We start from the raw sequence: 11,273 nt of genomic DNA, 5'->3' as shown, positions 1-11,273 counted from the left end.
AATTTTAAACTCCTTTTAAAAAAATAAACAATTAAACAATTAAAATATAACATATTTATAAAATAATTATCTAGAATTTAATATAATTTTTGAAATTATTAAGGTTATACTTTTTGTAGCAATAATTTTTTGTTTACTAACTTTACCAATACCACCGAAATATCCTTGTCCGTTTCCTTGCAAATATATAGGAAATAATTCTATTTGAAATTTTAAATTATTATCTATTTTTTTAAAACCTAAATACATTGAACTATTATCTTGTGGAATTTCTAATGCTTCTACTCATCCTTGTCAATCATGGTATTGGTCTCTTTTTACTTTAATATTTGAATCTAATAAATTATATAAATTATTTATATTATTTACCTTTACTCCAATAGTTGCTAAACCAGTATAAAGAAAATCATGTATTCTATCAATAATTTTATTATCTTCTTTTTTAATCAATATTTTATTGTCATAATAATAATTTAATTCTTTTAAATTTAATGATTTTGTTATAGTTTGTGTCTTATTTAAAAATGTTTGGTTAATATCTAAAATAATATTATTTGGTTCAGTTCCTTCGCTTCAATCATAGGTTTCATATTCTCAACTAATATATAAATCAATTGATTTGTAATATCTTTGTAAATCGTTAAACGTATTAATTAATAATGTAGGGTCTAATAATGACTTAATATCTAAATCAATTTGTAATGGTTTAATTTTTGAAAAAACATAATCATTTCAATCATCAGGTGTATAATCTAATCTACTACCATTTATAGTAAATACATTTTTTAATGGCAAATCTATTTTTAAGGTTGGATTTTTTGGAATAATAATTATTGATTTTGCTATATTTTGTGGACTTGGTGGTAATATTTTTGCTGGATAACTAAATGTAGTTTCTTCACTTTCTTCATATTCATCATGATTTAATTTATATAAAGTTGTTCAATTAAAAGCATTACCAGTTAAATAACCCATATTATTATAACGAAATTGTGCAACTGATATTTCATTATAATCTCCTTGATAAGTAAAAGGATTATCACTATAAAATGTATGTCTTTCTTCTCCTTGATGTAATGATTGAGTTACAATTGTATCAATAATATAAGCATAATTTGAACCATCAATAACTCCATTACTTGTAGGATTTCATTGACAATCTTTATCTTCATTTGTAAATGGTGAAGCTATATCTAAAAATTCAGTATCTTCTGCTAAAATATAAACTTTATTATTTTTCTTTTGTGATAAATCAACTGTACTTATTTGTTCTTTTACACTTAATTTCTTACCAGTAGTAGGATCTCATGGATAAACACTAACTCTATCACTTAATTTCATTGTCATAGCAGTGGTTGAAACATGTGAACCTAACATTTTACCTAATGCAAACTCACTTGAATTACTAAATACATTTAAAGGAATAAATCAATTATTATCATTATTACCAATAATTGAACTTAAATTACTTGCAAAAAATGCACTCATAAAACCATTAAAAAATGGCATATTTTTATATTGTTGAGAATTTTGAGTAATAATAAATCCTACTGGAATACCTAAGAGGCTTTTTAGTAATCTGTGTTTCTTTGTTTTACAAAGTACTAGTTCAGATTAATTCTGTCTTCAAATTTTATCATAAAATGAGCAATTGCTGTATTTCAATTTTGAATAGGCAATGTTCATTTTTTAATCTATAATTACATTAAGCGATACAGTGTAACATTTTAACTTGCTTAACATTAAATGCTCTTTTATTCTGATATAGAAGTATTTACATTTTGTACTCACTATTAGACTTCTACGACAGTTTTATTAAGTTTTAATCTTTTAACAAAAAAAGAACGATAGTTATATCGTTCTTTGTTATCCAATTATGAATCTATCCATTAAAGTTATGCGCCCGAATTACTAAAAAAGAATTTGGTAAATCTATAATAACTAATTTAGATAATATTTTTATTGGTTATACTAATGAAAATTTAAAATTAACTGGTGATGGTGCAACTTATCTTAAATCTACTGCTAATTATTTAAAAATTGATTATGCTGTAGATAAATGACATCCATTACAAAAATTAAAACAAGTATTTATTGTAGGAAAAGGTAAAAGAACAAAAGAAAATAATAAAAAATTAAATTATGCTTATTATAAATTATTTTTAAATGGTAATTATTATAAATTATTAGATTATTTAAAAGAAAATAATGCTGATGAAAAAATATATGAATATTTTAAAAATAATAAAAAAGGTATTGAAAATCAAAATGCTATTTGAAATATTGGTTGTAGTGCTGAAAGTGATGTTTATCATTTAATAAAATCAATATCTAATAATAATGCAAAAATTTATTCAAAAGAAGCATTTTTTAATTTATTAAAATTAAAACAAGCAAGAATTAATAAATTAAAAATATTTGTTTAAATTTATAAAATTTAATAAATCTAAACCTAAGTAGTTAGGAATTTTTAAATTATATTAATAAAAATNTTGCTACTTGCTACTTAGCCCTTTTTACTAGACCATTAATTTAAAAAAAACTTGAATGTATTCGAAAAACAATTGTGTTATACAATTAACACTAATTTTGACATGAAAGGATTTTTAATAATGGATAAAATTAAACAAATAGCATTAGTAATTAACAAGTTAAATATCAAACAAAAAATTCAAATTATTGATGATAGCAAAAACCAATATTCAATTAGATATCTTTGCCAACATCTTCAACTAAACCGATCAACATATTATTTTGTAAAAAACAAACAAAACCCTATTAAAAAAGAAAAAAATCAAATTAGTAATTGTACACATAAATATCAAGAATTATGCCAACTTTTACTTGAATTTCATTTTACAAGAAAAGGACAAATTTATGGCTATTTACGAATTTTTTCAGCATTTAAAGAATGATTAAAACAATACAAACATATTATTTTAAATCTAGAATTATCAACAAAACAAATGCGAAAAATTATGAAAGATCACAATCTTCAAGGATTAAAACAAACTAAAAATAACTATCCTAAAAACAAAAAAAATCCAAATAAGTGAATACCTACAATGGATAAAGTAAACAAAGATTATAAAAGTACAACCTCTTCAAATCAAATTTGATCAATGGACACTAAACAAATAAATACTAAAGAAGGTTGATTATATCTTTTTATAATTATTGATTTTTATTCAAATAATATTGTAAGCTATAATACATGTTCAAACAAATCCTATCAAGATTTAATCCTTCCTGCACTTGAAAAAATAAATCAACAATTCTCTTGAAACCAAGTAAAAAACGTTATTTTACACTCAGATAACGCCAACGAATTTTATTGTCAAGACATCACAAATTGAGCTGCTGATAAGCAAATAATTTTAAGCAAAAAACAACCTTATGATATTGGTGGCAATGTAATATCTGAAAACTGATTTTCTCATTTATCTCAAGAATGACTACCTAAAGGTTCAAATCAATATTTTTCTCTCAATGAAGCTATAAATGATGTAAACCAATATATTATGTTTTATAATTACGAAAGAATACATTCTAAATTTCTAAAACCACCAATTTCACAAATAAAAATTTAAAACTGTCTATCCAAAAGTGGTCCAGTATTTAGGGCTAACCACCCATTTTTCTAAATAAAAACCTATTATTTTTAAATAAAAATAATAGGTTAAAAACTCATATTTAAAAACTCATATTAAAAACTCATATCAAGTTTAACTAAATACTATCATATTTGATTAATAAATATAGAAAATTGATTAGAAGATTTATAATTATATTTCAACTCCTTTTAAATCATTGATGTTTACTCCTATTTTTGATATAAATAATTTGTATTTAAAAATAATACAAATTATTTATTGAAAATAGAAGAATATTATTCTTAAATATTTGGTAGTTTTAAGAACTTTATTCACTAAAATAAAGTTCTTTTGATTTTAGTATACAATTAAATTATACGTTTGAAGAAAGGTTGGTTGATAATGCAATTTTTTAAAAAGAAGCATATAGAACAAAAAACAACAACCATGTTTAAACAATTTTCGCAACTATCGAAAGAAGAAGTTATCCAACAATTAGATGGTAGTATGTACGGATTAAAAAAGGAAGAAGTAGAAGACAGACTTAAAAAATGTGGTAAAAATGTTTTTTCTCATAAACGATTTGTTTGATACAAAAAATTAATGCACAATATTTTTAATCCTTTTATTATTGTTTTAATGATAATAGTTATCTATAATTTTATTAGTTACAGTATTATTGATACTAATACTGATAAAAATGTTGATTTGTACAGTGCTATTATTGTTTTAGTAATGATTATTTTGAGTGTTTTTATATCTTACTTTCAAGATTATCGTTCCTATAAATCTTCAGAAAAATTACGACAATTAATTGAAACAACAGCCAGTGTTTTTCGATTTAGTAATAAAAATAAAAAAATTGATTTTAATGCTTTAAATAGTGTTGCCAATTTTACAAAAGAAGTATTAATTGAAAATTTAGTACCAGGTGATATTATTTTCTTATCTTCTGGTGATATGATTCCTGCTGATGTTCGAATTTTAGTTTCAAACGATCTATTTATTAATCAATCAGCACTAACTGGTGAAACATTTCCTGTTGAAAAACATGCTATTAATACTAAAGATGATAATAAAAAAAGTAGTATCCTAGAATTAGAAAACATATGTTTTATGGGTACTAGTATTGTTTCGGGCGGTGCTATTGCTATTGTTATTGCATCAGGCGTTAATACTTATTTTGGATCAATTGCTAGTGCAGTAACTAGTAAACGTCCTGTTACTAGTTTTAGTAAAGGTATTAAAAAAGTTACCTACATTCTTATTGGTTTTATGTGTGTAATGGTACCATTAATATTTATTGTTAATGTAATTACTAAAAATAATATTTTAACAGCATTAATATTTTCAATATCAGTTGCTGTTGGTATTACCCCCGAAATGCTACCAATGATTGTTAGTGCTAACTTAGCAAAAGGTGCAATTAGATTATCACATAAAAAAGTAATTGTTAAAAATTTAACTAGTATTCAAAGTTTTGGTGCAATGGATGTTTTATGCACTGATAAAACCGGTACTTTAACTGAGGATAGAATTGAGTTAGTTAAACACTTAGATCCAGAAGGTGTTGAATCAAACAAAGTTTTAGAAATGGCATATTTAAATAGTTCTTTACAAACTGGATTAAAAAATAATATTGATAAAACAATTGTCCAACACATTAAAGCTCATCATAATAAAATAGTTGAAATGCCCTATCGTAAAATTGATGAAATACCTTTTGATTTTATAAGAAGACGAATGTCAATAGTATTTTCAAAAGATAAAATTAATAATACTTTAATTTGCAAAGGAGCAGTAGAAGAAATATTAAAAATTTGTACTAAAGTTGAAATTGGGGGGAAAGTAATTACCTTAACTGATAAAATTAAAGAAAATGTTTTAAAATTAAGTACGGAATTAAATAATGATGGTTTACGAGTAATTGCAATTGGCTATCAAGATTTTGCCACTGGCAAAACAGTTTTTAAAATAGAAGATGAATCTAATTTAGTTTTATTAGGATATATAGGTTTTTTAGATGTACCTAAACCTAGTGCTATTAAAGCAATAACAACTCTTAATCAACACGGAATTGATGTTAAAATTTTGACTGGTGATAATGAAATTGTTACTAAAGCAATTTGTAAAAAGGTGGGATTAGAGCCAGGAATTCCTTTATTAGGTAGTGACATTGAAGATATGGATGATCAACATTTACAAGCATTAGTAAATAAAACTACTATTTTTGCGAAAATGGATCCATTACAAAAATCAAGAATTATTGACATTTTAAAATTAAATGATCACACTGTTGGCTTTTTAGGTGATGGTATTAATGATGCTGTTGCTTTGCATCACGCTGATGTTGGAATATCTGTTAATAGTGCTACTGATATTGCCAAAGAAGCATCTGATATTATTTTATTAGAAAAAGATTTAGATGTTTTAGAACAAGGAGTGATTAGTGGCAGAAATACTTTTGGTAATATTTTAAAATATATTAAAATTACTATTTCTTCTAATTTTGGTAATTCATTAAGTATTTTAATTGCTTCAATTTGATTACCTTTTTTACCAATGATGGCAATTCAAATTTTACTACAAAATTTATTATATGATATTTCTCAATTAGCAATTCCTTGAGATAGGGTTGATGAAGACTTTATTAAAAAACCACAAAAATGAAATGCAAAAAGTATTTTACCTTTTGCATTCTGGAATGGACCGCTAAGTTCAATATTTGATATAACCACCTTTTTATTTTTAGGATATGGTTTACATATCTTTGCCAATTTTGCTAATGTAGATCCTAATAGTGCTGCTGGCATATATCAACAATCATTATTTCATACTGGATGATTTATTTTAGGAGTTATTTCACAAACATTAATTGTACAATTATTACGAACTTCTAAGGTACCTTTTATTCAAAGTATGCCATCTCATCAACTATTTTTAACAACAATTATAATTACTATTATTGGCATTAGTATTCCATATACACAATTAGGAGCTACTATTGGTTTAACACCAATTCCTTTAATTTTTTATGCTTATTTAGCTGGTGTTGTCATTGTTTATTTCATTGCTAGTCAATTATTAAAAATGATATATATAAAGGTTAATAAACGCTGATTATAAACTAAATTTTAATTTTAAGAAAAATGTATTGGATTTTTTTAAAATTATGATACAAATAAATGTAAAACTAAAGAAAGTTTTTGTATTCCTGTTACTTTATTAAAAGTAACAGGAATTTCATATTATAGATAGGAACAGATAAAAGTATGCTAACATTAAATTACCTTATTGATCAATTTCAAAAGAAAAGAATTCAATTTTCTATTATTGAAGATTTTATGAATAATCCAAACATTAGTGATGAGGAAGTTATTAGTTTAGATAATAACAATAGAAATGCCCTTCATAATAGTTTTTTATTAGATTTAGATGAAGGAGCAGAAATAGAAGATGAATATAACTATGATCCACATGAGGAAGGTTGAGAAACTTCAAGTGAATTAATAGAATTTACAACTAATAAAATAAAACTTATTAATTGATTAATAAATTTTAAAAAAAATGATAAAAATTTTTTAAATCAACAAGATATTGAAGGAAATTCACCCTTACATTTAGCAATTATGAAACAATATATTGTAGACTGAAAACTTGGAGGAGAGTTTAAAAATATAGCAAAGCAACTAATTAATAATTCACAAGTTAATCCCAATTTAGTAAATTTGCAAAATGAAACTCCATTTTGCAAATTATTAATACAAGAAATTAATAAAGCTGATGCATATCCGACAAATGAAGAAATTCGTGAATTAGTTAATGATTTTCAAAATAATTCTCATTTTAATATTAATAGTGTTAATAATAAAAATCAAAATCTTTTACATATTATTGCTAAAGAGGGTAATAAAACTGATTTTAGAATTAATTTTGCCATCACTAAAAAAACTAATTTTTATCAAATAGATAATAATGGTAATATACCTTACGAAATAGCAATCCTAAACAACAATTTTGATATGTTAGAAATAATAGAAAATTGGAAATATTTTGATATTAATACACCTATTGATGAGTTTAATAACACTATATTACATAGAGCAATTAAAAGTAATAATAAAAAAATTATAAGAACACTACTATTAAAAAATGAACATGGTGATTTAGAAATTAATTTTGATATTAAAAATAAAAATAATGAAAAACCTTTTAAATTTGAAGATATGATAATTGATTGATTACATCAATTACCAAGAAATCAAAATCAAATTGAAATGATGATTATTGATTTTTTAATAACAAATGAATGTAATTATAATAATTATATAACTAGTGAAGAATTAACTTGATGAACTTTAGCTATTAAATATAACTTAAAAGAAGTTACTAATTATTTGGTTAATAGTGTATTAACTGATATTAACAAAATAGATAGTAATCCTTTTAAAAATAAAAATTATCTTTTTGATAATGAGATAAAAGAAGAAGTAGATAGTATGTTAGATGATTTATCATATGTTGATTCAAAAATTATAACATCTATTAAAAAACTTCCAAATTGTCCTAATTTTAATGAATTACAAAAAGATGTTTTAGAACAACGAGTAACTGCTATCCATAATTTCAAAAAATATCAAACTGATCAAAATTTATCTGATAATGAAAAAGCAATTTTTAAGATATACCTAGATGCAATATTAGATGAAGATGATACAAATTGATCAGAAGAAAAGAAAACAGATTTTAATAAAGTAAAAGAATGATTAACAAAAGAAGAAGTTAACAAAGAAAAACGTAAATTAGAAAATACAGAAAAAAATGATAGCAAAAAAAGAAGAAAGTTATCAATTGCATAACTACTACTAAAACTTTTCTTAAAAATTAATATTTTAATAAAAATAACTGCAAAATAATAGTAAATAGTTTCCGTATTATTTATAAAAATAGATAAAAATTATTGTAAAGTTAATTAAATTTGTTAATATTGTTACGTTGTATAAATAAAAATATTTTTATTTTTCAAAATATATATTAATTTTCTTTATTATATTAGATTTAAGGGAATAAAAAGAAATGAAAAAAATACAAATAATAACAATATTATTATTTATTTTAACTATTTTACTTATAATTTCTGGTTTAATTCTCATAGATTTTTGTGATTATCATTCTCATATGCGTGATGAAACAACGTTAAAGTTTGAAAATATAGAAAGAAATGGATTTCAAATATTAGCTACAACTAGCATATATCATATTTTAGAATATTCACCAAAATACGTATGTTATATAAGTCAAAATATTGGAAATTATTATAATTGAGTAGAATTACAAATTGGAGTTATTTTCTGTATAATTTTAGTACCAACTTTATTTTATGTAATTACTTTATTAATTTTTACTAATATTTGTTTAAAAATAAAAAATAAAAGAAATAACAATTTTTGAGATGCAATCGAAAATTGTGAAATAATTAACAATTACTATATTTATTAAAATTTAATAATTTATATTTATTATTTTTTACTATTATTATTTTTCTACATTTCAATAATGTTAAATGTTATTATATTTATATAGTTTAAAATGATATATAGGTGATATAAATGAAATTAAAAATAAAAAATATTGGTCCTTTTAATGATACTTATTTAAATATTGGCGATATTACTATTATTGCTGGTGTTAATGATACTGGTAAAAGTTACTTAAGTAGGTTAGTTTTTGCAATGGTGAAAATTGCTACTAGTGATATTAAGTCAGAAATAATTAAGAATTTTTTTAATTTTGCTGAAGATACTTTTACACAAATTGAAAATACTGGTAGTAATTTTCTTGAGACAAATTTTAATAGTAGTGAAAAAGAAAGTACTTTATTTAAAGAAATTGAATCTATTTATAATAATATTAATTTAAATAATAAAACATTTATGCAAAAATGAATAACAAATTTTAACTATAAAATTGAAAAATTTAATAATTTTTGAATTAATTTATTAACAGACTATCATCAATTGCTAAAAATAAATGATGATTTAATTACCAAAACATTACAAAGAATTGAATTAGATACTAATAAAGATAGTTACAAAATTAAAATTATTAAATATATAATTAATATTATTAATAATGATATTTTACAAACCTTAGAATTATTTAATAATAAAGATACTGATATCATTTCATATTTAATGGCTAATATTCTTCGTGAAAACTTTCATGGTGAAAACTTAAGAAATAAAAAATATAATAATAAAGATAGTTATTTAAAACTTAGTTTAGACAATAACAAAAGTTTAACAATTAATATTAATGAAAATAATAAATTTTCTTTAGAACATGAGTTTAATTACTTAGAAAATATTATCGAAAACCCAATAATTGATGCTACTTATATTAGTGATACTGACCAAATTTTAAATTTAATTATTGAAGAAACTCTTAGTAAAAAACAATCATCATATATGTTAGAGAGTGAAAAATTAAAATTATCATTAAATAACATTTTCAAATTTAAAAAGTGTCACTACTTAGATGATTTTAAAAATAAAATTAATATTCAAAAAAATATTGAACAGTATAGCAATCTGAAATTAGTATTAATTAAACAAAAAATTAATCAAGAACTTGAAAACTATTTTGGTAATGAAAATAAAATTAACTTTGAAAATGGTAGTTTAACTAAAAATGGTATTACCATTAAACTTGCTAACTCCTCACGTGGATTAAAAATTATTGAATCATTTAAAGAAATGATTAAAAGTGACTTTTTTAAAGAAGGTAACTTAGTAATTATTGATGAACCTGAAGCCTATATTCATCCAGAATGACAATATTTATTTACTAAACTATTATTAAATATTGCTAAAATTATTAATTTTAAATTAATTATTTCAACACATAGTCCATATATTCTTGAAACAATAACTTCACTAGCAAGTCGTGACTTTAAAAACTTAAATTTTAAATATAATTTTATTAACAAAGATAAAAATTTTGATTCTTGTATAATTGAAGAGAATAGTTTAGATCACATTAATGAAGCTTTAAGTTATCCATATAGGGAGTTAGACGAATATGAATTTAAATGAGACATTAAAAAATAATTTAATATTTATTTATAAAAAAAATAAAAAAACATTTCGTTTGTTATCTTATAGTACTGCTTCTAAAACATGTTCTTCAGATTCTGAAGAATATGCAATTGATGGTGATAATCTTAAACTTTTATGTTGTAGTCATTCACGTGGTATTAAATCAATTGATGCTATCACTTATAATAAAAGAAATGAATTTTTATTCATTGAATTTAAAATTCAAAAACATTTTCATGAAGACATTATTAATGATTTATCAAAAAAATTTACTGATACCTTTATTTGTTTTCAACATAATATTGATAAAAAACATGAAATTTCTTTTGACAAAATTAAATGTTTTTTTGTATTTAATATTAGAAGAGAAACTGATCGTAATATTAGAAATATCAAAAGAATTAAAAAGAAATTAAATAATAAAGTTGATGAATTAAATAAAGAACATCGCATTTCTTTAAATTTTAAAATCATTTATTCATCAACTTTTGATCATAGTATTGATTATTTTAAAATGGATGACTACTTTAGTGAAGTTAAGTAAAATTTATATTTTAAAATGAAAAATGCACCGTAATTAGAT

The 11,273-nt window shown here is 22.0% G+C and carries 7 protein-coding genes; 6 read left to right on the top strand and 1 reads right to left on the bottom strand.

What is annotated here, in order from left to right; all coding sequences use genetic code 4:
* Positions 1-66: 66 nt before the first annotated feature.
* Positions 67-1,509, bottom strand: coding sequence for a hypothetical protein (locus SPIRDC1_RS07115; RefSeq protein WP_174481191.1), 1,443 nt, complete (start codon positions 1,507-1,509; stop codon positions 67-69).
* A 1,085-nt stretch (positions 1,510-2,594) separates the two neighbouring features.
* On the opposite strand from SPIRDC1_RS07115, the gene SPIRDC1_RS07110 reads away from it, so the two are divergent.
* From SPIRDC1_RS07110 to SPIRDC1_RS07085, 6 genes are all read left to right on the top strand, one after another.
* Positions 2,595-3,590 carry an IS3 family transposase gene (locus tag SPIRDC1_RS07110; RefSeq protein WP_174481190.1) on the top strand — a complete coding sequence of 332 codons (996 nt, stop codon included), beginning with the start codon at positions 2,595-2,597 and terminating at the stop codon, positions 3,588-3,590.
* 405 nt (positions 3,591-3,995) lie between these two features.
* Positions 3,996-6,719 (top strand): magnesium-translocating P-type ATPase, encoded by a 2,724-nt coding sequence (mgtA, locus tag SPIRDC1_RS07105; RefSeq protein ID WP_199188871.1) that lies wholly within the window; start codon positions 3,996-3,998, stop codon positions 6,717-6,719.
* Between the two features lie 146 nt (positions 6,720-6,865).
* On the top strand, positions 6,866-8,452 hold the full coding sequence (locus SPIRDC1_RS07100; protein ID WP_174481189.1) for an ankyrin repeat domain-containing protein: 1,587 nt from the start codon (positions 6,866-6,868) through the stop codon (positions 8,450-8,452).
* Between the two features lie 217 nt (positions 8,453-8,669).
* On the top strand, positions 8,670-9,092 hold the full coding sequence (locus SPIRDC1_RS07095) for a hypothetical protein (protein ID WP_174481188.1): 423 nt from the start codon (positions 8,670-8,672) through the stop codon (positions 9,090-9,092).
* 110 nt (positions 9,093-9,202) lie between these two features.
* Positions 9,203-10,702, top strand: a complete 1,500-nt coding sequence (locus SPIRDC1_RS07090; RefSeq protein WP_174481187.1) for an AAA family ATPase — start codon at positions 9,203-9,205, stop codon at positions 10,700-10,702.
* The gene (locus SPIRDC1_RS07085; RefSeq protein ID WP_174481186.1) at positions 10,674-11,234 is read left to right on the top strand and encodes a hypothetical protein; all 561 of its coding nucleotides are present in this window, start codon (positions 10,674-10,676) and stop codon (positions 11,232-11,234) included. Before SPIRDC1_RS07090 ends, SPIRDC1_RS07085 begins: the two co-directional genes overlap by 29 nt.
* Positions 11,235-11,273 lie beyond the last annotated feature (39 nt).

The sequence above is a fragment of the Spiroplasma endosymbiont of Danaus chrysippus genome, from assembly GCF_902809815.1.
In the GTDB taxonomy this organism is placed as follows: domain Bacteria; phylum Bacillota_I; class Bacilli_A; order Mycoplasmatales; family VBWQ01; genus Spiroplasma_E.
Note: the sequence above shows the minus strand (reverse complement) of the source record. Positions and strands in the feature narration are given on the sequence as shown.